19 protein-coding genes and 1 pseudogene are annotated in these 21,577 nt (G+C 63.9%); 11 read left to right on the top strand and 9 right to left on the bottom strand.

Annotation, left to right across the window (positions count from 1 at the left end; all coding sequences use genetic code 11):
• Complete coding sequence (locus tag IB262_RS01075) at nucleotides 1–1,182, bottom strand: efflux RND transporter periplasmic adaptor subunit (RefSeq protein ID WP_060582713.1); 1,182 nt, start codon at nucleotides 1,180–1,182, stop codon at nucleotides 1–3.
• 317 nt (nucleotides 1,183–1,499) lie between these two features.
• Here IB262_RS01075 and IB262_RS01070 point away from each other — a divergent pair, with 317 nt between their 5' ends.
• Nucleotides 1,500–2,321: a cyclase family protein gene (locus tag IB262_RS01070; protein ID WP_060515955.1), complete on the top strand. Its 822-nt coding sequence runs from the start codon at nucleotides 1,500–1,502 to the stop codon at nucleotides 2,319–2,321.
• 198 nt (nucleotides 2,322–2,519) lie between these two features.
• Here the strand turns inward: IB262_RS01070 and IB262_RS01065 are convergent, their stop codons facing one another.
• Entirely contained in the window at nucleotides 2,520–2,834 is a 315-nt protein-coding gene (locus IB262_RS01065) for an EthD family reductase (protein ID WP_034792570.1), read from the bottom strand.
• A gap of 345 nt (nucleotides 2,835–3,179) precedes the next feature.
• Here IB262_RS01065 and IB262_RS01060 point away from each other — a divergent pair, with 345 nt between their 5' ends.
• From IB262_RS01060 to IB262_RS36630, 4 genes and pseudogenes are all read left to right on the top strand, one after another.
• On the top strand, nucleotides 3,180–3,824 hold the full coding sequence (locus tag IB262_RS01060; RefSeq protein ID WP_162728671.1) for a hypothetical protein: 645 nt from the start codon (nucleotides 3,180–3,182) through the stop codon (nucleotides 3,822–3,824).
• Between the two features lie 124 nt (nucleotides 3,825–3,948).
• Nucleotides 3,949–4,356 carry a carboxymuconolactone decarboxylase family protein gene (locus tag IB262_RS01055; RefSeq protein WP_034792561.1) on the top strand — a complete coding sequence of 136 codons (408 nt, stop codon included), beginning with the start codon at nucleotides 3,949–3,951 and terminating at the stop codon, nucleotides 4,354–4,356.
• Between the two features lie 133 nt (nucleotides 4,357–4,489).
• Nucleotides 4,490–6,955 carry a UvrD-helicase domain-containing protein gene (locus IB262_RS01050; RefSeq protein WP_113294165.1) on the top strand — a complete coding sequence of 822 codons (2,466 nt, stop codon included), beginning with the start codon at nucleotides 4,490–4,492 and terminating at the stop codon, nucleotides 6,953–6,955.
• Between the two features lie 155 nt (nucleotides 6,956–7,110).
• Nucleotides 7,111–8,286, top strand: a pseudogene (locus tag IB262_RS36630) (adenylate/guanylate cyclase domain-containing protein); the annotation flags it as partial.
• Nucleotides 8,287–8,380: 94 nt separating this feature from the next.
• On the opposite strand, the gene IB262_RS01045 reads toward IB262_RS36630, so the two are convergent.
• The 3 genes from IB262_RS01045 to IB262_RS01035 all read right to left on the bottom strand — a co-directional run bounded on the left by IB262_RS01045 (nucleotide 8,381) and on the right by IB262_RS01035 (nucleotide 10,363).
• Complete coding sequence (locus IB262_RS01045) at nucleotides 8,381–8,842, bottom strand: GNAT family N-acetyltransferase (protein ID WP_060582707.1); 462 nt, start codon at nucleotides 8,840–8,842, stop codon at nucleotides 8,381–8,383.
• A gap of 43 nt (nucleotides 8,843–8,885) precedes the next feature.
• A complete protein-coding gene (locus tag IB262_RS01040) occupies nucleotides 8,886–9,521 on the bottom strand; it encodes an isochorismatase family cysteine hydrolase (RefSeq protein WP_112974983.1) in 636 nt (211 codons plus the stop codon).
• 170 nt (nucleotides 9,522–9,691) lie between these two features.
• Nucleotides 9,692–10,363: a phosphoribosyltransferase gene (locus IB262_RS01035; RefSeq protein WP_112974930.1), complete on the bottom strand. Its 672-nt coding sequence runs from the start codon at nucleotides 10,361–10,363 to the stop codon at nucleotides 9,692–9,694.
• A gap of 333 nt (nucleotides 10,364–10,696) precedes the next feature.
• Here IB262_RS01035 and IB262_RS01030 point away from each other — a divergent pair, with 333 nt between their 5' ends.
• Entirely contained in the window at nucleotides 10,697–11,941 is a 1,245-nt protein-coding gene (locus IB262_RS01030; protein WP_162728672.1) for a GGDEF domain-containing protein, read from the top strand.
• Nucleotides 11,942–12,094: 153 nt separating this feature from the next.
• Nucleotides 12,095–12,589, top strand: coding sequence for a CreA family protein (locus IB262_RS01025; protein ID WP_034792543.1), 495 nt, complete (start codon nucleotides 12,095–12,097; stop codon nucleotides 12,587–12,589).
• A gap of 244 nt (nucleotides 12,590–12,833) precedes the next feature.
• Here IB262_RS01025 and IB262_RS01020 read toward each other — a convergent pair whose 3' ends face one another.
• From IB262_RS01020 to IB262_RS01010, 3 genes are all read right to left on the bottom strand, one after another.
• The gene (locus IB262_RS01020) at nucleotides 12,834–13,142 is read right to left on the bottom strand and encodes a hypothetical protein (RefSeq protein WP_034792540.1); all 309 of its coding nucleotides are present in this window, start codon (nucleotides 13,140–13,142) and stop codon (nucleotides 12,834–12,836) included.
• A gap of 260 nt (nucleotides 13,143–13,402) precedes the next feature.
• A complete protein-coding gene (locus tag IB262_RS01015; protein ID WP_034792537.1) occupies nucleotides 13,403–13,867 on the bottom strand; it encodes a chemotaxis protein CheW in 465 nt (154 codons plus the stop codon).
• A gap of 2 nt (nucleotides 13,868–13,869) precedes the next feature.
• Entirely contained in the window at nucleotides 13,870–15,969 is a 2,100-nt protein-coding gene (locus tag IB262_RS01010) for a HAMP domain-containing methyl-accepting chemotaxis protein (RefSeq protein ID WP_244546701.1), read from the bottom strand.
• 370 nt (nucleotides 15,970–16,339) lie between these two features.
• Between IB262_RS01010 and IB262_RS01005 the strand changes: the two genes are divergently transcribed.
• From IB262_RS01005 to IB262_RS00995, 3 genes are all read left to right on the top strand, one after another.
• Nucleotides 16,340–16,498: a hypothetical protein gene (locus tag IB262_RS01005; protein WP_034792531.1), complete on the top strand. Its 159-nt coding sequence runs from the start codon at nucleotides 16,340–16,342 to the stop codon at nucleotides 16,496–16,498.
• 338 nt (nucleotides 16,499–16,836) lie between these two features.
• Nucleotides 16,837–17,436, top strand: a complete 600-nt coding sequence (locus tag IB262_RS01000) for an SCO family protein (RefSeq protein ID WP_060582701.1) — start codon at nucleotides 16,837–16,839, stop codon at nucleotides 17,434–17,436.
• Nucleotides 17,437–17,597: 161 nt separating this feature from the next.
• Nucleotides 17,598–18,473, top strand: coding sequence for a 50S ribosomal protein L11 methyltransferase (locus IB262_RS00995; RefSeq protein WP_034792526.1), 876 nt, complete (start codon nucleotides 17,598–17,600; stop codon nucleotides 18,471–18,473).
• Between the two features lie 326 nt (nucleotides 18,474–18,799).
• On the opposite strand, the gene IB262_RS00990 is transcribed toward IB262_RS00995, so the two are convergent.
• A complete protein-coding gene (locus tag IB262_RS00990) occupies nucleotides 18,800–19,072 on the bottom strand; it encodes a hypothetical protein (RefSeq protein WP_112974932.1) in 273 nt (90 codons plus the stop codon).
• 582 nt (nucleotides 19,073–19,654) lie between these two features.
• Between IB262_RS00990 and IB262_RS00985 the strand changes: the two genes are divergently transcribed.
• Nucleotides 19,655–21,490 carry an aminopeptidase P family protein gene (locus IB262_RS00985; RefSeq protein ID WP_112974933.1) on the top strand — a complete coding sequence of 612 codons (1,836 nt, stop codon included), beginning with the start codon at nucleotides 19,655–19,657 and terminating at the stop codon, nucleotides 21,488–21,490.
• Nucleotides 21,491–21,577: the final 87 nt, after the last annotated feature.

The raw sequence follows: 21,577 nt of genomic DNA, 5'->3' as shown, positions 1-21,577 counted from the left end.
TCACTTGGTCTCCTCCGCAACCTTCTGCGGTTCCTGCTTGTTCTCGCGGCCGGCGATGCGCACGGCGCCGCCGTCGCGCAGGCGCTGCACGCCTTCGGTGACGATCTCGTCGCCTTCCGACAGTGCGGCGTCCACCAGCACCTTGTCCGGGTTGCGCTGAATGATCTTCACCGGCACCTTCTCGCTCTTGTCGCTGGAGACGCGCCAGATATAGGAGCCTTCCGAACTCCACTGGATCGCCAGCGGATCGACCGTCGGATAGGTGTCGCCGTCAAAGGCCACGGTGACCGAGAAGGACATGCCCGCCCTCAGCTTGTCGTCGGGGTTTTCAAGCCGTGCGCGCACGCGCAGCGTCCGGCTCGCCTGATCGAGGCGGTTGTCGATCGCGTGGATCGCACCGTCGAGCTGGTTGCCCGGCTGGGCGATGGCGAAGGCGGTGACGGGCTGGCCGACGAAGATCTTGTTGGCGAAGCGCTCGGGCACCCAGAAATCGACGAGGATTTCCGAGCGGTCGTCGACGACGGCAATCGGCGTCGTGGTCGTGACGTAGTCGCCGACATTGACGGTGATGATGCCGACGACGCCCTTCGACGGCGCCACGATGTCGCGGCGCTTGAGGTCGAGCTCTGCGGTCTTCAGCGCCAGTTCGGCGGTCTGCATGGCGATTTCGGCGTCGCGCACGTCCACGGCTGTTACCGCGCGGGCGGTGCTCAGGTTGCGGTAGCGCTCGACCTTTTCGCGTGCGCTGTCACGTGTCAGCCTCGCCTGGTCGGCAGCAATCTTCTGGTCGTCGCTGTCGAGCTTGGCAATGACCTGACCCTGCGACACCTTTTCGCCGGAGCGCACGAGGATTTCGGTGAGGTTGCCGGTTGCCGTCGGCGTCACGGTGACGGAATGGATCGCCTCGCCGTTGCCGATCGCGTTCAGCCGGTCGTTGACAACAGACGTGCCCGAAGGCCGGACCATGACGAGAATGGCGTTGTTGCCGCCCTGCCCGCGGCCATTGCCGCGTTCGCCGCCCTCGCCGCCACCGGCGCCCGGCTTGGACAAGGCATCAATCAGCGGATGCGAAACACCAATCGCCGCCAGCGTTTCACCAGCACCAGGCACAAAACGCACCCAGACGGCTGCGCCCACGAGAAGCACAGCGGCGCTCACCGCAAGCTGTTTCCAAACCCGCATTCAAGTCTCCGAATTAAACATAAAACACGCCCCAGCGCGGCGCGGCCGGCGGTTCGTTCCGATTGTGCGCGGAGTATCCCTGTTCGCGCGTGTCGGGGCAACGACAGAATACCATCATTACGCAATTGTAATAAAAGCGAATTTGTTGGCGGGATGATGACGCACGGGGGCTTCGCTCGACGCCTCGCAGCTTTGTCCAGAAATTCACTAGAGAATTACCATTTACAGCCGCCGACACTGCGCTATCCTGCAACCGCCGGCAGCGTGTTTCGGCCGGCTTTGCGCCTGTCTTCAGGCCTCTTGGGGGAGAGAAGTCAATGTGCGATGCCTGTGTCATGGAAACGGTGAAAGAGCGCATGCTCTCGCGCCGCAGCTTCTTCAAAGCCGCCGCGGTCGGAACCGCGGGTCTTGCCGCCGCAAGCGTGGGCGCGGCCCCGCCGGCGCTGGCGCAGGGGCATTCAAGCGTCACCGACCTGACCCACGAGTTGCACGAAGATTTCCCGACCTTCTTCGGCCAGCAGCAGTTCTTCCGCGAGGAGAAGTTCAACTACGCAAAAGACAAGTTCAACATGTTCGAGCTCCGGGTGAACGAACACACCGGCACCCATGTCGACGCGCCCCTGCACTTCTCCGCCGATGGCCTCTCGGTCGCCGAACTGCCCGTCGACAAGCTGGTGGTGCCGCTGGTGATTGTCGATATCAGAAAGAAGGCTGAGGCCGATGCCGATGCACAGGTGACGCCCGAAGACCTCAAGGCCTGGGTCGCCGCCAATGGCGAGATCCCGGAAAACGCCTGCGTCGCCATGCTGTCGGGCTGGGGCGCGCATCTGGGCACGGACAAGTTCCGCAATGCCGATGGCGGCGGCAAGCTGCATTTCCCCGGCTTCCACGTCGAGGCGGCCAAATATCTGATCGAGGAAAGCAAGGCGGCTGGTATCGCCGTCGATACGCTGTCGCTCGACCATGGCCCCTCGCCCGATTTCGCCACGCATTATGCCTGGCTGCCGGAGGGTCGCTGGGGGCTGGAGGCAGCAGCCAATCTCGACAAGCTGCCGGTCAAGGGCGCAACCCTCATCCTCGGCGCACCGAAGCACCGCGGCGGCACCGGCGGCCCGGCCCGCGTCTTCGCGCTGGCCTAGGCCCCCGGCCTATTGAGCACAGCCAGGTTTTGGCTGAAGCGAGCCTGACGAGAGCAAGGTCGTATACGCTTCGACGGCAACCACATGTTCCCGATCGTCAACCGGTTCCGCACTGGCTGCGTCACCATGGATCATGGTGCGCCAACGCTACGCCGATTGCGGAAAGGTCAACGGCTACGCCTGACGCGCCAAAGCACCCTACCCTCCAACGACTTCGCTGATCTGCACGATGGGCGCGATGTCCGTATAGTTGGCGACGTCCGCGGCAATCTCGGCGCGGTGGGGACCTAACGCCTCCTGGAATGTCTCGAGGCTCGGCGAGTAGACGTGGCACGCCGCGACGAACCCCGGCGCGCTTCCAGGCTCGCGACCCGCAAGGCCCTTATCGATCTCGTAGCGCAGGCAGGCATCGCCGAGCCGTTCCTGGATCAGTGGCATGTGGCGGGTGCGGTAGTAGTCGTGATCGAACTTCGAGCCGCCATCGGCCGGATAGTAGACGCTCATCTTGATCATGGTCGGGCTCCTGCCTGAACGCCGCTCCGAGCGTTCGAAGCTTCTTCTAGGTCACCGACCTGTAGAGCACAACCAGGTTTTGGCTGAAGCGAGTTTGACGAGAGCAAGGTCGTTTTCGCTGTGCTTGTCGAAGCCGGTGACGACGGCACGGAAGTGCCTGAGTGCTGACGAAGCGTTCGACGAGGTTGCGATAGCGACAGAGGAAGGTGCTGAAGGACGCGCATCGTTTGTGGACGGCAACGATGCCGCGGGGTTGATCGAGCGCGGCAAAGGAAGGCGCTTGTTTGCGGGCAAAAGTCTTCGGGAGTATCTTGGGCAGCGGTACGGACAATGGCGGGGGTCGTCATGGGGCCGCATGCATTTTGCCTGACATTCGCACTCGTCTCCATGGGCCTGCTTCTTGCGGGGTGTCAGACCGTGACTGTCCAGGCGGACGACAAGACCGGCCCGACCACGAAACTCGAGATCACCGGCATCCTGGATGACCATGGCAATCCCGACCCGGTCTTTAACGACAGCAGCTGCTGCAACCGCCGCCGAAGTGTTCCCGATCTGGCGCCTCTGACGATTGCAGCTTCGGCCGAGGACCCCGAAAGCGGTGTGCGCGACATTGCCGTCTGGATCTGGGCCATCAAGCGGTGCCGCTACGATGACAGCACGGGAGATTTTCAGATCACGCAATCGACCGTGGCCGCTGCAGGCACGGCTTCGGGGACGTACCCACCCGGCAGTTCCGCGCCGCTCAGCCGCAGTTCGACGGCAACCGTTCGCATGGCCGACACGCCTTATGGCGCCTGCAACCCCAAGACCGTCACTGACGCCAGTGGCCAGACGCGCGTGGTTGCCGCGCAGCCGACGGGCTTCTGCGGCCGCAGGGTCTTCATCGTCACGCAGAACGGCAACGCCTATCAGGGCTCGAGCAAGGGCGTGCTGTTTACGACCGGACCATTCGGCTCGAACAATCAGCCGTGCAACGAAATCCCCAACTGAACGCATCGGCGACGGCTTCCCCAAAACGCAGCGCTGGCAATCGCCGCGACGTCGGCTATCGTCACCGCTTCAGGCGACAGGCCGGCCCGCACACAACCGCCGAGAACAACAGCGAAGGAGCCCCATGAGCACCGTATCCCCGCCTCAGAACCCGGAAGCCGATCCGCGTGTCAAAGCCGTGTTCGACGACATTCGCACCACCCGCAAATCCGACTTCATCAACAATATGTGGCTGTGGCTCGCCTTCGATCCGGAGCTCCTGGAACAGACCTGGCGCGACGTGAAGGCCGTGATGGCAACGCCCTCGGCGCTCGATCCGCTGGTCAAGGAGATGCTCTATATCGCCGTCTCCGTCACCAATGGCTGCGGCTACTGCGCCCATTCCCATACGGCGGCGGCAAGGGCGAAAGGCATGACCGACGCCGAGCATGCGGACCTGCTCAGGGTGATCTCGCTTGCCGCCCGCACCAACCAGTTGGCGACGGCGCTGCAGGTGCCTGTGGATACCGCCTTCGACAAGACAAAAGAATAGACCGCGCGACCAAGAATAAGCGGTCTCGAAATCGCCTGTCTTTCCACAGGCTTGGTGCGGCTGGCGCAGAAAACGGAATAAAAGAAGAACATCCTTTCTGGCCTTTCCCCACCGAATCACTACATTGAGCCGCATGATGAGTGGTTTCGACGATATTCCCTTCTTCGACGAGGAGCCGGCGCCGCGCAAGCAGCAGCCCGCCCCCGCAGGTATTCCGGCAACGGGCGGCATCGCCGCGCGCGCCATGGCGGCGCGCGATCGCGCCCAGCCGCGCCCGGACTATCTCTCCGGCCTCAACCCGGAACAGTCCGAAGCGGTCGAGACGCTCGATGGCCCCGTGCTCGTGCTTGCCGGCGCCGGCACCGGCAAGACCCGGGTGCTGACGACCCGCATCGCCCATATCCTTTCGACCAACCGCGCCTTTCCCTCGCAGATCCTGGCGGTGACCTTCACCAACAAGGCGGCGCGCGAGATGAAGGAGCGCATCGGCGTGCTCGTCGGCCATGCGGTCGAAGGCATGCCCTGGCTCGGCACCTTCCACTCGATCGGCGTCAAGCTTTTGCGCCGCCACGCCGAGCTCGTCGGCCTGCGTTCCGATTTCACCATTCTCGACACCGATGACGTGGTGCGGCTGATCAAGCAGCTCATCCAGGCCGAAGGCATCGACGACAAGCGCTGGCCGGCCAAGCAGTTTGCCGGCATGATCGACGGCTGGAAGAACAAGGGCCTCGATCCCGCCCAGATCCCCGAGGGAGACGCCCGCGCCTTTGCCAACGGCAAGGGCCGCGAGCTTTACGCCGCCTACCAGAACCGGCTGTTGACGCTGAACGCCTGCGACTTCGGCGATCTTCTTTTGCACCCGATCCGCATCTTCCGCATGCATGCGGATGTGCTGAAGGACTATCACGACAAGTTCCGCTACATTCTCGTCGACGAGTACCAGGACACCAACACGGCGCAGTACATGTGGCTGCGGCTGCTTGCCCAGCGCCCCAAGGGCGTACCGCAGAACGTCTGCTGCGTGGGCGACGACGACCAGTCGATCTATGGCTGGCGCGGCGCGGAAGTGGACAATATCCTGCGCTTCGAAAAGGATTTCCCGGGCGCCAAGGTGATCAAGCTTGAGCGCAACTACCGCTCGACCGAGCACATTCTGGGCGCTGCCGGTCACCTGATCGCCCACAACGAGGGCCGCCTCGGCAAGACGCTCTTTACCGACCGCATCGATCCGGATGATGAGAAGGTGCAGGTGCACGCCGCCTGGGATTCCGAAGAGGAAGCCCGCGCCGTCGGCGAAGAGATCGAGCAGTTGCAGCGCAAGAGCCACAAGCTCAACGACATGGCGATCCTTGTGCGCGCCTCGTTCCAGATGCGCGAGTTCGAAGACCGCTTCGTCACGCTCGGCCTCAACTACCGCGTCATCGGCGGCCCGCGCTTCTACGAGCGCCTCGAAGTCCGCGATGCCATGGCCTATTTCCGCCTCGTCTGCCAGCCGGCCGACGATCTCGCCTTCGAGCGCATCGTCAACACGCCGAAGCGCGGTCTTGGCGACACCACCGTGCGCACGCTGCACGACTATGCCCGCGCCCGCGACATCCCGATGCTGGCGGCTGCCTCCGAGATCATCGAGACCGACGAGCTGAAGCCGAAGGCGCGCAAGGCACTGTTCGACGTCGTCACCGATTTCCGCCGCTGGCAGAGCCTGCTTGAAACGACCGTGCACACCGAGCTTGCCGAGCAGATCCTCGACGAGAGCGGCTATACGGCCATGTGGCAGAACGACAAGACGGCGGAAGCCCCCGGACGGCTGGAAAACCTGAAGGAACTCATCCGCTCGATGGAAGCCTTCGAGAGCCTGCGCGGCTTCCTCGAACACGTCGCTCTGGTCATGGATGCCGAGCAGAACGAGAACCTCGATGCCGTCTCGATCATGACGCTGCACTCGGCCAAGGGCCTGGAGTTCGATACTGTCTTCCTGCCCGGCTGGGAGGAAGGCCTGTTCCCGCACCAGCGCGCGCTTGATGAGGGCGGCCGCTCCGGCCTTGAGGAAGAACGGCGCCTCGCCTATGTCGGCATCACCCGCGCCAAGCATCGCTGCCACATCTGGTTCGTCTCCAACCGCCGCATCCACGGCCTCTGGCAGTCGACCATGCCGTCACGCTTCCTCGAGGAGCTGCCGCTCGCCCATGTGGACGTGGCCGAGAATGAACAATCCTATGGCGGCTATGGTCGCGGCGGCTACGGCCAGTCGCGCTTCGACAAGGCTGATCCCTTCCAGAACAACTACTCCACGCCCGGCTGGAAGCGCGCCCAGCAGCACCGCTCCGACGCCACCCGCGACAACTGGGGCACCCGCTCCGGCCATGCGGTCGAGCGCATCGGCTACGGCGAAAGCGGCCCGCGCGGCCGCACGATCGACGGCGAGCTGGTGGCGAAATCGACGGCCACCGAACCCTCGCGTTTCTCGGTCGGCGACCGCGTCTTCCACATGAAGTTCGGCAACGGCAACATCGCCGCCATCGAAGGCAACAAGCTCACCATCGACTTCGACCGCGCCGGCCAGAAGCGGGTGCTGGATGGATTTGTGGAGAAGGCGTGAGGAGGTCGAAGCCCTCCTCACGTGCACTCCCTATGGACTGCACAACCATCGATCTCATGGCGCCAACCGGCGAAGTGCAATAATATTGCGGGCACAATTCTCGCGTTTGAACGAAACCATGTACCGATCTCCCTCGACGCAAAGTGGGTGGAGACATGTCCTGGACGAGCGCTGTTCGCAGCCTGCTGGAGCTGGGCGCCGCAAATGCTGCGGAGGGTGACCGTGAAGGCATCCTCGTCGCGAATGTCGCGGCCTGTGTGATCGTCGTCACCACCACGAGCTTTGCCCTCATCTACGCACTCTATGGCGAGCCGAGCCTCATTCCCCTCGTCTATGCCAATCTCGCGCTAGCCGTCGCGGCAGCCATGACTCCGCTTTTTCATCGCTTCGGCCGCGTCGCGTCAGGGCTTTGGGAATTCGGTATCTGCGTGGTGGTCCTCGTCTGGATCGCCTCCTATGTCGGTCGGGACTCCGGCGTCCTGCTGACGCTGCTCGGCGTGACGCCGGTCGCCTTCGCGATCCTCGGGTTTCAAAACATGGCGCTGGTCACGGCCCTCAGCGCCATGGCTGCGATCACGGTCATCGCCGCATCCATCGCGTTTCCTCAGGCGCGGTCGGGTGTCTATGACGACACCCGTTTCCTGCAACTCCTCCATTCGTCGTCGATCATCACGCTCACGCTCATGTGCTTCGCAACGATCTACTATGCCTTCCACCTGGCGAGAGAGGCGCAGGGGCGGCTCGCCCGCCTGATGACGTCGATCATGCCGGACGAGATCGTGGCGCGCCTGCTGAGGAACGAGCGTGAAACGATCATCGACGAATTCGAGCATGCGACTGTTGTCCTGATCGACATCGTCCAGTTCGTGGCCCTGTCAAACAGCCTGGGGCCGGAACGGACGGTCAACCTGCTCAACGAGCTCTTCAGCGAGTTCGATCGCCTGGCCGCAGCAACCGGTGTCGAAAAGATCAAGACCATCGGCGATGCCTATCTTGCGGTGGCGGGCGTGCCCGCCCGGCACCCCACGCCCGAGAAGGCGGCGGCAGTGTTCGGCTTCGGCGCCATCGCCGCGGCCCACGAGATCGGCGAACGCCATGGCGTCGTCCTCAAGCTGCGCGCTGGCATGGCCTCGGGATCGGTAACGGCTGGCGTGCTTGGGCGAGCGAAATATGCCTATGATATCTGGGGTGCACCCGTGAACCTTGCCGCGCGCCTGGAAGCGATCGGCAAGCCCGACTGCATCACCACCACCGCAGAAATCAGGCAGCGACTAGGCGAGTCTTTCCTGTTCATTTGCTCCGGCCGCGAGGACGTCAAGGGCTTCGGCCCGACTGAGATCTGGACCACGCGGATGCTGGATCCCGATGCATGTGCCCCTGGCATCCGCGCACACACGGCGAAGTTAGCAGCCGAAAGGAGAGCCCTCAGACCGCCTTGCGATAAACGAGAAACCCCGACTTCTCCGCCACCTTGTCGTAAAGCGTCATCGCCGTCTCATTGGTCTCGTGCGTCATCCAGTAGACGCGTGGCGCGCCGACGGCACGTGCCGCCTCATAGACGCCCTCAATCAACGCTCGTCCGATGCCCTTGCCGCGGGCTTCCGCATTGGTGAACAGGTCCTGCAGGTAGCAGTTCGGCTGGATCATCGTCGTGCTGCGGTGGAAGAGGTAGTGCGTAAGCCCAATCAGCCGCCCTTCGCTCTCCGCCACCAGCGCATGCACCGGCTCGTAGGCGTCGAAGAAGCGCGACCAGGTCATGGCGGTGATCGCCGGGTCCAGCGCGGTTTCGCCGGAGCGGCCGTAGAAGGCGTTGTAGCCGTCCCAGAGCGGCAGCCATTGTTCGTAGTCGGTCCGGGCTATCGGGCGGATGTGAAGCTTGTCGGTCATTTGTCGGTCCTGTGATCGATTGGATGGAGCGGCACTGCGGCCCCTAGCGTTTGGTCATCGCGGCGGTGATTGCCTGAACGTCGGTCATAATCGCATCGCCCATGAAGGCGATGTTTTCCATCGCGCGCTCGCCGGCCTCGTGGTGGCCTGCCCCGCAGGCGTCGCGCACGACGACGGGCACCAGGCCGAGATCGGTCGCATGACGCACGGTCGGGTCGATGCCGATTTCCGTGGCGATACCGCAGATGGCGAAGGAAGTAAGCCCGAGGTCGCGCAGGATCATGGCGAGCGGCGTGCCCTCGAAGGCGGAAAACGTGATCTTGTCGAGGATCGCCTCGTCGTCACGGGTCGCAAGTTCTGGCACCAGCTCGAAGCCCGGCGTGCCGCGCAGAAACCAGGGGTGCACCGCATCCGGATCGTCTGTCCGCTGCCAGGCCATCGCCTGGCGTAGCTGGAAGGCGCCCATCAGCGGCCTCGGCATCGACAGATGCCGGAGAAAGATCACCGGAAACCCGCCGGCCCGCGCAGCGTCCAGCACCTTCAGCACCTTGGAAAGCACCGCCGGGCCGTTCTTGACCTGATTGGTAATCCCCACCTGCATGTCGTAGACGATGAGCGCCATCCGCTCCGGCCGGCAGAAATCCTCAAGCGTCTTTCCGATTTCCAGTTTCGCGGCCATGACATCTCCTCCGGGCGCCTCCTCTGGCGCCCCTCTCCCGGCAACATCGCGCGCCGGGAATGTGGCGCGGGAGAAGGAGGCTTGCAAGACGGTTTCGGCCGCCTCGCGCAACTATTCGGATGCCTGGCGGAAATCGCGGCAACCGGAGCCCGGCTTGCCCTGAACATGGATCAATCGCGCTCGTTGCGCAGCCGCGCCTTCTCCATCAGCGCCAGCACCTCTTCGTCCGCCGTCTGCTCGAAATTGCGGTAGTACAGGCCGACGGCACGGAACGCAAAAGGCGTGGCGAGGCAGACGATGCGATCGACCTGGTTGCGCAGTTCGGTAAGTTCGCTTTTCGGCGCTACCGGAACGGCAAGCACGAGGCGCCCCGCCCCCATTCGCCGCAGCGCCTTGATCGCCGCCCGCACGGTGCCGCCGGTGGCGATACCGTCGTCGACGAGGATTACATCACGGCCCCGGGGCGACGCCGGCGCGCGGTCGCCGAAATAGAGCGTGCGGCGGCGCAGGATCTCGGCGCGCTGGCGCTCCGTTTCGGCCTCCAGATAGCCTTTCGGCGGACGGACCAGCCGGATCGCCCGACGGTTGAGCACCAGTTCCGGCTCCTCGCCATCGACCAGAGCGCCCAGACCGAATTCCTCATGCCCAGGCGCGCCGATCTTGCGCACGATCAGGATTTCCAGCGGCGCCGCAATATGGACGGCGATTTCATAGGCGACCGGAACGCCTCCGCGCGGCAGCGCCATGACGAGCGGATCGTCAAGACCCTTGTCTTCGACCGCACGCGCCAGCTGGCGCCCGGCATCCGCCCTGTCCTCGAAGAGCCACGTTGCCGTGAACATGTCGCCTCTCCCGGTTCGTCCTGCTGCGTGAGTATCGGGCCCTGAAAACAAGGCGCGCGCATGCCTGGCCGGAGGCTCGGATCGCGCCACCCGAAGGGCCTCACCCCGGGGCTGCGGGCGGTACCGTTCATGCACGCCTCTTCGCCTGCCGGCGTGCCGCCCCACGGTTGATCGGGCGCCGCTGTGAACAACCGTGCCAATCCCGACCAATCGCTAAAATTGCAATGGATTTCGCCGGGTTTCGTTAAGGCGCCATCGCTACCAATTGGCGTCACATATCTGGCTGAGACGCAAGCCGCCTTTGTTGATTTTAGCACGACAGGCCGTTTCGAAATGAGCTTTCTCCCTGCCATATCGATCATCGCTCTTCTGGCGATGCTCCCGGTGCTGATTTCCCTGCGGGCCTCCATGGTCGAGGGGGGCACGGATTTTGCAGCCGCCTGCGCCATCGCAGCGGCGGCAACGCTGTTTCTGATGCTATCCGATATCCCGGCGCTGCGGCCGTTGTCGCTGATCGGCATCGTCTTTCTCATTGGCGCCTGTCTTTTCGTGCTCTCGGGCTTTCACCGGGCGCTCGGCGTCCTCCGGCCGATGTCGACGCCGCTGGTCGCTGCCGCCTCGATTTCGGCCGTGGTGGTGCTGATTGCCGCCTTCGGCCCGCACAGCGCGACATTGCACGCACTGTCGGCCGTCGGCATCGCCGCCGCCTTCGTGCTGATCATCGCCGTCTGTTCGCAGCACCGGCGCGCAGCGCCCGGGCCGATCGAGCGCCTCTGCGTCATCGGCTGCGCCGCCATCGGCTGTTCCGCTCTGATCGCGGTCACGATTTTCTCGCCGATCGCCCACGGGACCGCCGAAACCCCGCTTGCGTCGGCCAGCTGGGACTTCGCCTGCGTCGTGCTTAGATATTTCTACCTGCCTGTGCTGTTCCTCGGCGTGATCCTGATGATCCAGAACCGGGTGATCACCGACCTCAAGAGCGCCATTGCCCGCGATGAGTTGACGGGCGCCCTGTCGCGCCGCGCGCTGCTCGACCTCGGACAGCGGGCGCTGGCAGTGGGTTTTGCGCGCCAGAGACCCGTCACCTTCCTGCTGCTCGATCTCGATTATTTCAAGCAGATCAACGACCGCTACGGCCATGCGGTCGGCGACACGGCGCTCGGCCACTTCGCCGGCACGGTCGCCGCCTGTCTCGGCGGGCGCGGCACGCTCGGGCGCATCGGCGGCGAAGAGTTCGGCATCGTCCTGCCCAATCACTCGGAAGATGCCGCCTTTGCGGTGGCCGAGGAGATCGGCCGCACGGTGCGCGATACGCCGATCGGCCGCTTCGACCGCCCGATCCGGCTGACAGTGAGCATTGGCCTTGCCGAGGCCGAGCCCGGCGATACGATCAGCGACATCATGATCCGCGCCGACATGGCGCTCTACGACGCCAAAGCCGACGGCCGCGACCGCTGCACCATCGCCGGCCGCTTCCAGCCCGAGGCCAGCGCACGGGCTCTTGCCGCCGCCGCCGCGCAAATGCGCGCTGCCGACCACCGAAACCTCGAGCCGCAGCTTCTTCGCGGCACCGGTTGAGCCGGCACGCCTTGTAAAGCCAATTCCCGAACCTATGTGAACCTGGCTGCCCGAGCGCATGCCTTCCCGGGGATTGCCTCGGCAAAAACATGCGTCAATTCAAAATGCTACGGCGACCTTGCGTGAGACGTCAGGCGCTGCAGGAGGACATCCATGTCGCGTTCGCTTCGTGCGCTCTTTTTTGCCGGCCTTGCCATAGCCGCCACAGCCCTGCCCGCTCGCGCCGAAACAGTCGGCGAAGTCGGGGTCGACTGGCTCGGCAACGACATCATGATCGATGCCGTGAGCGACCCGAAGATCAAGGGTGTGACCTGCCACGTGACCTATTTCGACCGCAGCGTCATCGACCGGCTGAAGAACGGCAACTGGTTCGAGGATCCGTCGAACAATTCGATCGCCTGCCGGCAGACCGGCCCGATCGAAATCGGCGACATCGATCTTTCCAAGGAAGGCGAGGAAGTGTTTCGCGCCGGCTTGTCGCTCGTCTGGAAGAACCTGCTCGTCACACGGATCTACGACCGAAGGAACGATACGCTGATCTATCTGGCGCATTCGCGCGAATTGACGGATGGCTCTGCCAAGATGTCGATCACCACCATTCCGCTCTACGGCCAGACGGTCAATTGGCAGAACGGCAAGCCGCAGTAGGAGCGGTCCCTGCCGCCGGCATCGGCGTGCAAGGCGATCGGTCAAAGGTTGAAAGCGCCCGCCGCTTTGCGGGCGCTTCCGAAACCTCTTCGGTGCGAAACAGGGAGAAGTCTGGGAGCAACCCGTTCCGCTTTTGTAAGCACCTGACGTTCCGTGCGTTCACACGAACCTACGTGAACTCCCTGGCGCATTCATGCCAAATCGAATTTCCGCTTTCAACGTTTTCACTTCAACGCGGGATGATCTAGTAGGCCGTCGGCGGAACGATGCCCTGGTAGTAGTCGCCATCACCGCCCTGGTATCCGCCATAGGGGTTGCGATCACGGTAGACCGGCGTCGGCGCCGGCGCCGACATTCTGTTGATGCTGCCCGTCGACATCGTGTCAACCGAAGCGCTCGGCCGCTTCATTGGCGTCATCATCTTGTGTGTGTTCTGCGTTCCGGGAGGATTGTTGACGTCGATGCCCTGGTAATAGCTGTCGGCCAGGGCCGGTCCGGCGATGACCATCGTAACGGAGAGCACGGCGGCGAGTTTCCTGAGAGAGATTGTCATAGGTTCAACTCCTGTTGACGGGACCAGGCACCCGGCCTCCGTTCGGGCACCCGGCAACACCGGTAAAGTAGTACAAGTAACCCGCCCAGCCACTTGACGTTTTGTCACAATGGCATCGCCCAAGCGTGAAGTTCATTGCCGAAGTTTAACTTGACCGTATCGTTCCAGTACGTGCGGAAACGGTCTGAAAACACGCCGAAACGCAAGAAAGCCCCGGCGCCGATGCACCGGGGCTTTCTCAGATAAGGAACAAGCTTGCGTCAGGCGGCCTGGGCCAGCTCGTCGGCAATGACGGTATCGAGGTTGAGGAAGCAGACCATGGTCTTTTCCAAAGCGACGATGCCGCGGCAGAAGGCGCGCTGCGCTTCCGGGATGATCTCCGGCGCCGGCTGCAGCGCCTCGCTCTTGATCGTCATCATGTCCGAGACCTGCTCGACCAGGAGGCCAACGAGCTTGCCGGCGATGTCGGTGACGATGATCGCCGAGCGCTCGGACGGCTCGGTCATCTTCATGCCGAGGCGGGCCGCCATGTCGATGACCGGGATCACCGCGCCGCGCAGGTTGATGAGGCCGAGCACGTAGGGCGGCGTATGCGGCATCGGCGTTACCGGCGCCCAGCCGCGGATTTCGCGGATCGCCATGATATCGATGCAGAATTCCTGGTCGCCGAGGTGGAACGACACGATTTCGAGATAGGCGCCGGACTGCTTGATTGCGTTGCTCATGTTCAGAATTCTTCCCAGTTTTCACCGGAGGCCGTCGTCGACGGCACCGAGCCCGGTTTGTTGCCGAATGCGCCCGCAAGCTTGCCCATCAGGGCCTTGGCGGGAGATGGAGTTGGAAACGAGGCCATTTTGGCAGCGCCGATCTTGCGCAGCGGCACCGCTTCGCTGGTGCCCTTGGCTGCCGGCCGCTGAACGGCTGAAACCGAAGGTGTTTTCGTCTGCACCGGCGCAGCGGTCCTCGCCGCGGGCGTCACAGGCGCCGGCGCCGCCGTCGGCATGGCGCGCTGCATCGTGTGCCCTTCGCGGAACTGGCCGACGAGGTCCGTCAGGCGTTCGGCGTCCTGCGCCAGCGTGTGGCTGGAGGCATTGGTCTGTTCGACCATGGCGGCGTTCTGCTGCGTCATCTGGTCGAGTTGGCCGACGGCCGTGCTGATCTCGTTGAGACCCGTCGACTGTTCGCGCGCCGCCATCACGATCGCGGTCATCAGTTCGTTGATGCGCGCGACATCGGTGCCGATCCGCCCGAGCGCCTCGCCGGTCGCCTGCACCAGCTTGACACCGGTGCCGACCTCGCTGCCGGAGCGGCTGACGAGCGCCTTGATGTCCTTGGCGGCACCGGCGGCGCGCTGCGCCAGCTCGCGCACTTCCTGCGCCACGACCGCAAAGCCCTTGCCGGCTTCGCCCGCGCGCGCCGCCTCGACGCCGGCATTGAGCGCCAGAAGGTTGGTCTGGAAGGCGATCTCGTCGATGACGTTGATGATCTTGCCGATTTCGTTCGAGGCACCCTCGATGCGGGCCATGGCGGCGATCGCCTGGCCGACGATGCGGCCGGACTCCTCGGCATTGGTGCGGGTCTGGTCGACCATCTGGCTCGCCTCTTCGGCGCGCTGGGTCGCGGTGCGGACCGTCACGGTGATTTCGTCGAGGGCTGCCGAGGTCTGCTCCAGCGAAGCGGCCTGCCGCTCGGTGCGGCGCGCCAGGTCGTCGGCCGCCGTGCGCATCTGCCGCCCGTTGGATTCGATCGAAAGCGCATTGTCCTTGACGCTCGAAAGCACCACGCGCAGCCGCTCGACCGTCTGGTTGAAGTTCTGCCGGAGCTGGTCGAGATTGCCGTCGAACGGTCGGTCGATGGCAACGGCAAGGTCACCCTCGGCAAGCTGGGTCAGCGCGCGGCCGAGATTGTCGATCGCCGCCTGGATGCGGCGCACCGCCTCCTCGCGTTCCTGCTGCTGCTGTTCGCGTTCCTTCTCGATCTCGCGGCGGCTGTGGGCAGCACTCTGTTCGAGAGACTGCTTTTCGATTGCCGACAGGCGGAAGAGGTCGACGGAGCGCGCCATGGCGCCGATTTCGTCGCCGTGGTCGAGCGCTTCCAGCTTGGTCGAAAGTTCGCCCTTCTGGATCCGCTGCATGCCATCGCGCAGGGAGAGAATGCCGCGCCTGAGCGTGCTGCCATGGAACCAGAGCAGATAAAGCAGCGTCGCCATGGCGATGAGGCCGGAGGCGAGCTGAAGCTGGAACGCCTCGTCGGAGGTGGCGCGCGCCTCGGCAACGCGCGTCTGAACCAGCGTCGTTGCCGCTTCGGAAAGGCCGGCGAGCGCCGTGGCGACCCGTTCGCCGGCACCGTCGATCGCGTCGTCGATCTTGCCGAAGTCGTCAGCCGAAGCCTTGCCTTCGATCAGTGCCTTCAGGTCCGTTCCGATCGCCTGGCGCAGTTCCGCCACATCGGCGTCAAAGGTCGAAAGCGCATCGCTGCCGCCAATGAGGCCGGCAAGCGCCTTGATATCGGTCGATTTCGTCTCAAGCAGTTTCAGGATCTCGGCGATGCTGGCGGCGCGCGCCGGCTGGATCGCGCCCTCCTCGCGGTCGATGATGCTGTCCATCGCATTGAGCACGAGATTGGTGGTCGCAAGCCGGACCTCGTCGACCGTGGTCAGCCCGTTCTGCGCGGCGAGCGCGCCCTGCAGGGCATCGTTCGCCTGCCGGCCCTCGTACCAGGCGACTCCGAGCACGGAGCCAAAACCGACGAAAGCGGCACCGGCAAGCGTTGCCAGCCGCTGGCTTACGGAAAGATTGCGCTTCAATGGGGAAGATGCGGCGGTCATAGACATTCCATGCTCACGGACCCGGCGCGGGCCGGATCCTCCGTTAGGATCGATGCGGAAAACCGGGCTCGATCAAACCGGATGACCTCATGTCATGTCGGAGCACAACGCTCCCCCGCGCTGAAAAAACACTGTCAAACAGACCTTAAACATTCGCTAAGGCGCCTCGCCGATCCCCAGGGAAAGCGCCTTATTTTCGAGATCGCGCATATTTACTGCAAGCGCCGGTTTTCCCGGCATTTGAGGGCACAATCCATCAGCACGCCGGGTGCCGGTTTTGACACCGATCTCGTGACAGGCCCAGACAGACCCACGGTCCGCCGGCAGCGCGCCCGCTTCCCCTTGCCGCCCGAACTGTTATGATGACGCCATGAACACGAAGACCGAGCGCTCGATCCGCCTTCCTCTCGTCGCAACCCTTGCGGCCGCGATCGCCGTCGTGCTGCTGCTTGCCTTCCGCGGCTGGATGGAAAACGGCGCCGAGATGTTCCTGGCACTCGCCCAGTCCGGCCTTTCCTGGTGTTTTTAGCGCGGACACGCTTCTAAGTTTTGCCCCTTACCCTTACCCTCTCCCTGCTTGCGGGAAGAAGGGACGAAAGCGAGCGAAACGTCGCCGTGCGGTTCTTCTGCGGTGGGTGTTGGCGCACTGAGGCTCATTGTCGGAGCGGGAGGTGGCCGTGCGGTCCCTTCTCCCCGTCACGACGAAGGTCGCGGCAGCGGGATGAGTGGCAGCCGCCCGACAAAATGCTCACCCCGCTGTCACAACCTGCGGCAATTGTCCCATTTGCGCGGGGTCCGTGAAGGCGGTATCAAGGGCCTATCAACCGGACACGGCCGTCTTCGGCCCCAACAAAATCGGTAGCACGCATGAAAACCATCCGCATCGTCCTCTGGGCCGCCGTCGTCGTCATGGCGGGCATCCTGGGCTGGCTGACCTATGAAATGACCCAGTCGAAAGAGCAGGCCGCCTCCGGCCCGTTCGGCGTGCCCTTCACGCTGGTTGCCCAGGACGGCAAGGAAATCACCGAGAAGGCCTTCACCGGCAAGCCGACCGCGCTCTTCTTCGGCTTTACCCATTGCCCCGAGGTCTGCCCGACGACACTGTTCGAACTGAACGGCTGGCTGGAAAAGGTCGACCCCGAAGGCAACAAGCTGCAGGCCTATTTCATCACCGTCGACCCTGAGCGCGACACGCCCGAAATCCTCGGCCAGTACGTCTCCAACGTCTCCAAGCGCATCACCGGCATTTCCGGCCCGGCCGACAAGGTCATGGAGATGGTCAAGGGCTTCCGCGTCTACGCCAAGAAGGTTCCGGTCGACGCCGCAAAGCCCGACGGCGACTACACCATGGACCACACCGCATCGGTGTTCCTGCTTGACGCCAACGGCAAGTTCTCCGGCACCATCGCCTACGAGGAAAACCCGGAGACGGCGGTAAAGAAGCTGGAAAACCTGACCAAGGGCTGAGCCCTTCGATCCTGACCTGAAGATGCAAGCGCCGGCCCCGTCCGGCGCTTTGCCTTTGTAGGGCAATCGTGATAGCGCACAGCACACGATTGCCGACGCTTGAGCGCACCCCTTTCAGGGCTTGGTGCGGGCGGCGGATTTGCCAGCCGAAGGACGGACCCTTGAGCGAGATCAGACTTTTCGTCACCACCACCGAGAAGCAGGCGGAAGCCGTGCTCGACCGCATGAGCGAGGTCTTCGGCGAAGAGGACTATGCCATCGGCACGACGGAAGTCGACGAGAAGCGCGACATCTGGGAAGCCTCGATCTACATGATGATGGTCGACGAGGAGAGCGTGGGCGAACGTCTCACCGAAGCGCTCTCCGAAAACTTCGCTCATCTCCCGATCGAGCGCGAAGTGCTGCCGGATATCGACTGGATCGCCAAGTCACTCGAGGGCCTGGCGCCGGTGCGCGCCGGCCGCTTCGTCGTGCACGGCTCGCATGACCGCGACAAGGTCAAGACCGGCGAAATCGCCATCGAGATCGACGCCGGCCAGGCCTTCGGCACCGGCCATCACGGCACCACCGCCGGCTGCCTCGAAGTGCTGGCGACCGTCGCGCGCACCCGCACCGTGCGCAACGTGCTCGATCTCGGCACCGGCAGCGGCGTGCTGGCGATCGCCGCCTGGAAACTGATGCACGTGCCGGTCCTTGCTACCGACATCGACCCGATCGCCACCCGCGTCGCCGAAGAAAATGCCCGGGTCAACGGCGTCGTTACCGGCATGACCTTTGCGACCGCCCCTGGCTTTCATTCGACGGCCTTCAGCACCAACGGCCCCTTCGATCTGATCATCGCCAACATCCTCGCCCGCCCCTTGATGAAGATGGCGCCGCAACTCGTCGCCAACCTTGCCCCTGGCGGCTCGGTGATCCTCTCGGGCATCCTTGCCGAACAGCGCTGGAAAGTGCTCGCCCATTACAACGGCCAGCACCTGCGCCACGTGCGCACCATCTGGCGCAACGGCTGGGTAACGATCCATCTGGAGAAGTGAGGCGCGACTGCCCGCTGGGCGACCGTCACAGACGCGTGCCGTCAGGCCAGATGCGTCCCATTCGTTGTTGAGGTAATAGCCCCTCATCCGGCTGCCGCCACCTTCTCCCCGCAAGCGGGGCGAAGGTGGCGGCGCTCTCTTGCCCAATCACAACCGCCCGCCTGTCGCCAGGCCATGGGACAGGCGTCCCTCGGGGTGTGCCGGGCTTCGGGCACGTCCCCTCGCCCCGCCTGCGGGGAGAGGGTTAGGGTGAGGGGCTTGGGTCGACATCCAAACGCGCGCCAGGCAGCAACGACCACCTGGGAATTGTGAGCATTAAAGGGCTGTCACAGGGCAGGATTTTGGGTTTCCTTCAGCCAAGCAAACCTGACCAGCGCGTCGCGCTCGGCCAAGTCTGCACCTCCGAAGAGACCGTACTCACCATAAATCGGTTTCCACCCTTCCGCGACGAGTTCCCCATCGATCACGTTTTGATACCATTCCTCGGGCTTGAGAACATACACCCCATCGTCGCGCTGGACGATCCAAACGCGCCTTAGGCTGTCGACGCCTTGAAGAAGTTTGACTGCTTTGTCTACAGTGGTCGGCTCTGAACGCATCTTTTGCCATTCTCCTCAAAAAGCAGCGTGGCATCCATTTAACGCATCGGAAGCGCGACGAACAATGTAGAACCCGCGGTTCTATCTAGTTGCGGAAGAAAACGAAAAGGCCGCCACGTCCATCATGACGGGCGGCCTTTCGAAACTAAGGCGATGCCAGAGGCATCGCCTGCTGGTTGGCTTGTGGCCAACCATGCCCGCGAGCCTGAGGAGGAGGAGTGCTCGAGCGGGCGTCTACCGTTCCGAAGCTGACCACCCTTGAGGGAGGAGGAGAACAGAGTGACCAACTATTCTCGGAACCGCAGCTTTTTGAACCACCGGATGTTCGTCCGTGTTCGTTGAGGCGGCTTATAAACTATTATTCCGATAGAGAAAGAGTTTTCTGAGCATGGGTGCCATGCGCTGAGCGCATATGTATGGTAAATGAGCAATTGCCCTCCTATCAGGGTGCAACCGCAGCGTTGCGCGGACCGGGGATCAGGCCACCCTGCAGGATATCGCCTCTTTCCCGGCAAGGGCGATTTCCGCTAACATAGCCCATCTTTTCCCGCGGTTTGCCGCTCAATCTACCGGAATTCCCTCATGTTTCAGTCATTTGAAGTCACCTCCACGCCGCAGTTCGGCAAGGAGCGCACCGAAGCCCTGCGCGCGTCCTTCGCAGCCCTCGGCATCGACGGCTTTCTCGTGCCGCGCGCCGACGAGTTCCAGGGCGAGTATGTGCCGGCCTCCTCCGAGCGCCTGTCCTGGCTCACCGGTTTTACCGGCTCGGCCGGCGTCGCCCTCATCACGCAGCGTGAAGCGGTCGTCTTCGTCGATGGCCGCTACGTCACGCAGTTGAAGGAGCAGGTCGACGGCTCCGTCTTTACCGGCGGCGACCTCATCGGCGAGCCGCCGCATCTCTGGTTGGAAAACCATGGAGCCAAGGGCTTCAAGCTCGGCATCGATCCCTGGGTCCACACCGGCGCCGAAGTGCGCCGGCTGGAAAAGGCGCTCGCTTCCCTCGGCGGTTCGCTCGTCTTCCTCGATCACAACCCGCTCGACAGGATCTGGACGAACCGTCCGGCTGCCCCGCTCGGGAAGGTGACGATCCAGCCGATCGAACATGCGGGCACGCTTGCCAAGGACAAGATCGCGACGATCGCAGCCGGCCTTTCCAAGACGGGCGCCGAAGCCGTCGTGCTGACCGACCCCTCGTCCGTCGCCTGGACATTCAACATCCGCGGGTCCGACGTGCCGCACACGCCGCATCCGCTGGCCCGCGCCATCATCCACGCCGACGGCCGCGCCGAACTTTTCCTCGACAAGCGCAAGACCGGCATCGAGCAGGAGGCCTACCTCACCCAGATCGCCGACATCGTCGCACCGTCGACCTTCGACGACCGTCTGCGGGCTCTCGGCACCGCCGGCGCCTCCGTCATGATCGATCCCGATCTCGCCTCCTTCGCCATTTCCGAACTGATCCGCGCCAAGGGCGGCAAGGTCGTCGAAGCGGTCGATCCCGCCCGCCTGCCCCGCGCCCAGAAGAACACGGCCGAGATCGAAGGCTCGAGCCGCGCCCATCTGCAGGATGGTGCGGCCATGGTCGAGTTCCTCGCCTGGCTCGACAGCCAACAGCCCGGCACAGTCACCGAGATCGGTGCCACCAACCAGCTGGAAGCTGCCCGCGCCACCGTCGGCGAGCGCATGCAGAACCCGCTGAAGGACATCTCCTTCGACACGATCTCCGGCGCCGGCGCGCACGCGGCGATCATGCACTACCGCGTCACCACGGCCACCGACCAGGCAATCGAAGCGGGCACCATGTTCCTGATCGATTCCGGCGCGCAGTATATCAACGGCACCACCGACATCACCCGCACGGTGGCCGTCGGCGCCGTGCCTGAAGAGCAGAAACGCTTCTTCACCCTGGTGCTGAAGGGCATGATTGCGATAAGCACGGCGCGCTTCCCCAAGGGCTCGCGCGGCGTGGATCTCGACCCTTTGGCGCGCATCGCGCTCTGGAAGGCGGGCGCCGACTATGCCCACGGCACCGGCCACGGTGTCGGCTCCTATCTCTCGGTGCATGAAGGCCCGCAGCGCATCGCCCGTCTTTCGACGCAGGAACTGCTGGCCGGCATGATCCTTTCCAACGAGCCCGGCTACTACCGCCCCGGCGCCTTCGGCATCCGCATCGAGAACCTCATCGTGGTGCAGCCGGCAACGATGGTTGACGGCGGCGACCTGCCGATGCTCTGCTTCGACACGATCACCTACTGCCCGATCGATCGCCGCCTGGTGCTGCCGGCGCTTCTGACCGACGAGGAACTCGCCTGGCTCAACGCCTATCACGCCGAGACGCGCGAAAAGCTGATGCCGCTGCTGGCCAGCGACGAGACGCGCGCCTGGCTGAAGGCCGCAACGGAAGCGCTGTCACGCTGAGTCATGCTCTCTGCTGGGCTCCTGCTGTCGCGGGGGCCCATAAAACGAGCCGTCGCGCAGCCGATAGCGTGCTGCGCCCTCACCCGC

The sequence above is a fragment of the Ensifer sp. ENS02 genome, from assembly GCF_014851885.1.
Classification (GTDB): domain Bacteria; phylum Pseudomonadota; class Alphaproteobacteria; order Rhizobiales; family Rhizobiaceae; genus Ensifer; species Ensifer adhaerens.
This window is presented reverse-complemented; position numbering and strand designations above follow the sequence as displayed.

Coding starts and splice junctions, on each gene's coding strand:
- IB262_RS01075 (WP_060582713.1), bottom strand. CDS start 1,182: ATGCGGGTTTGGAAACAGCTTGCGGTGAGCGCCGCTGTGCTTCTCGTG.
- IB262_RS01070 (WP_060515955.1), top strand. CDS start 1,500: ATGTGCGATGCCTGTGTCATGGAAACGGTGAAAGAGCGCATGCTCTCG.
- IB262_RS01065 (WP_034792570.1), bottom strand. CDS start 2,834: ATGATCAAGATGAGCGTCTACTATCCGGCCGATGGCGGCTCGAAGTTC.
- IB262_RS01060 (WP_162728671.1), top strand. CDS start 3,180: ATGGGGCCGCATGCATTTTGCCTGACATTCGCACTCGTCTCCATGGGC.
- IB262_RS01055 (WP_034792561.1), top strand. CDS start 3,949: ATGAGCACCGTATCCCCGCCTCAGAACCCGGAAGCCGATCCGCGTGTC.
- IB262_RS01050 (WP_113294165.1), top strand. CDS start 4,490: ATGATGAGTGGTTTCGACGATATTCCCTTCTTCGACGAGGAGCCGGCG.
- IB262_RS01045 (WP_060582707.1), bottom strand. CDS start 8,842: ATGACCGACAAGCTTCACATCCGCCCGATAGCCCGGACCGACTACGAA.
- IB262_RS01040 (WP_112974983.1), bottom strand. CDS start 9,521: ATGGCCGCGAAACTGGAAATCGGAAAGACGCTTGAGGATTTCTGCCGG.
- IB262_RS01035 (WP_112974930.1), bottom strand. CDS start 10,363: ATGTTCACGGCAACGTGGCTCTTCGAGGACAGGGCGGATGCCGGGCGC.
- IB262_RS01030 (WP_162728672.1), top strand. CDS start 10,697: ATGAGCTTTCTCCCTGCCATATCGATCATCGCTCTTCTGGCGATGCTC.
- IB262_RS01025 (WP_034792543.1), top strand. CDS start 12,095: ATGTCGCGTTCGCTTCGTGCGCTCTTTTTTGCCGGCCTTGCCATAGCC.
- IB262_RS01020 (WP_034792540.1), bottom strand. CDS start 13,142: ATGACAATCTCTCTCAGGAAACTCGCCGCCGTGCTCTCCGTTACGATG.
- IB262_RS01015 (WP_034792537.1), bottom strand. CDS start 13,867: ATGAGCAACGCAATCAAGCAGTCCGGCGCCTATCTCGAAATCGTGTCG.
- IB262_RS01010 (WP_244546701.1), bottom strand. CDS start 15,969: ATGACCGCCGCATCTTCCCCATTGAAGCGCAATCTTTCCGTAAGCCAG.
- IB262_RS01005 (WP_034792531.1), top strand. CDS start 16,340: ATGAACACGAAGACCGAGCGCTCGATCCGCCTTCCTCTCGTCGCAACC.
- IB262_RS01000 (WP_060582701.1), top strand. CDS start 16,837: ATGAAAACCATCCGCATCGTCCTCTGGGCCGCCGTCGTCGTCATGGCG.
- IB262_RS00990 (WP_112974932.1), bottom strand. CDS start 19,072: ATGCGTTCAGAGCCGACCACTGTAGACAAAGCAGTCAAACTTCTTCAA.
- IB262_RS00985 (WP_112974933.1), top strand. CDS start 19,655: ATGTTTCAGTCATTTGAAGTCACCTCCACGCCGCAGTTCGGCAAGGAG.